1 protein-coding gene is annotated in these 1,464 nt (G+C 49.4%); it reads right to left on the bottom strand.

Annotated elements, in window-relative coordinates:
- Nucleotides 1–270: 270 nt before the first annotated feature.
- Nucleotides 271–1,464 (bottom strand): TIGR03503 family protein (locus ACRCZA_RS05120; RefSeq protein WP_438673389.1); only part of this gene is annotated, 1,194 nt, incomplete at its 5' end.

The following is a 1,464-nucleotide window of genomic DNA, read 5'->3' as shown; positions in this document are numbered from 1 at the left end:
AGCTAAAAAATCACCAACTCACGCTAAAAACATTGATGATTAGGCAATATCGGCGCCAATCGTTCTGCTGTTGGCGCCACCTTTTTAGCAACGCCCTATGTGCACTCACCCACTATTCTTATCCTGCGACCATACCCAGCAACTATTATAAATAACCATAACCCGCTATAAACAACCATTACCAGCAACCATGCCATGTCCAGTGACAATATTAAGAAGCCGCAAAACGCCACCGAGTTAATCACCACCCTATCCCCCCGTTGGCGGGCATTAATCGGGCATGGTGAGATCGATTTCCTCCACAGAGGTCGGTGCCGATTTGTTATGGCGCCTCTCATCGATAAGACGTTGCTCCGCTGCCGCTAACGCTTGGGCTAAGCTCTGGCGTTTACGCCATACAATTAAACCAATAATCCCGAAAATCAATAGCACGCCATTGATGGTTGCAATCCAGAATAAGGCATTTTGTTTGGCAAGGGCTTCTTCCTCGGCCGCTTTTTGAGCCGCTTGCGCTGCTAAAACCTCAGGACTGGGTGGCGCGGGCGGCGGCTCTGTTAGATTAAAAAAGCGTTCCGGCAAATCCAGTACTATCTCGCGGCCTGTGACTGTGGTGCTGACAGCCACCCCCTTAACACGGTAACTGCCAAACTCGGTGACACTTGGCAAAATAAGCTCAGTAGTGGCTTGGGTAATGTCCCTAAATTCCAGTGGAATTTGTAATCCCGCCGGGCCGTAGAGCTCAAAGGAAAAATGGGTTGCGGCTAATTGTAACCCTTGGGTATCTATCTGTAATTTTAAGCGCCAGCGCGTATCGCTAAGATCTTCTGGCGCAATCAGCTCGAGAGTGATTGGCGGCGGCGAGAGTGTAAAGGGAAACGATACTTGGCGTTCAAACACATTATTGCTGGCTTTGACGACAAAATCGTAAGCGCCCCAAGGTTGTTTTAACGCGATATTGCTCGTGAATAAGCCATCATCTGGACGCTCATCATAAGCTTCGCCATTATCTTTATAGGAGCCCACCATGATAGTGCCGGCGGCAAAATTCTCATCGCCGCTCTGGTGTTGACTTTCAAAATGCGCGGTCCATTCCACCAAATAATCTAAACCTGGCATGCGGATCCGCTGTGCATCGCCCTGTAACTGAGCGTGGATCTTCAGTTGTTCCCCTTGAAATAAAGGTTGAGGTAACGGCTGCACTTCAATGGCTAATGTTGACACTTTTTTGATTTTAGAACCGGCGGACACTTTTCCCAGCAGTTGCCACGGCCCCGGTTGAGGGGACGGAATATAAATCATGTCACCGGTCAGTCCCTCGGCCCATTTTACCGTATCAGGATGACGGTCCGCATACCATTTAGTGCCATCGGGGAGCACAACGACCACCGGGGATGAACCATAGTCACGTTCGATGAGTAAGGTCACATGACTCACCAGATGATCGATCCGAAACCGATTTTTAAG

This window comes from Shewanella sp. (assembly GCF_051658185.1).
Taxonomy (GTDB): domain Bacteria; phylum Pseudomonadota; class Gammaproteobacteria; order Enterobacterales; family Shewanellaceae; genus Shewanella.
The sequence above is the reverse complement of the archived record's forward strand: the minus strand, read 5'-3'. Positions and strand labels throughout refer to the sequence as shown.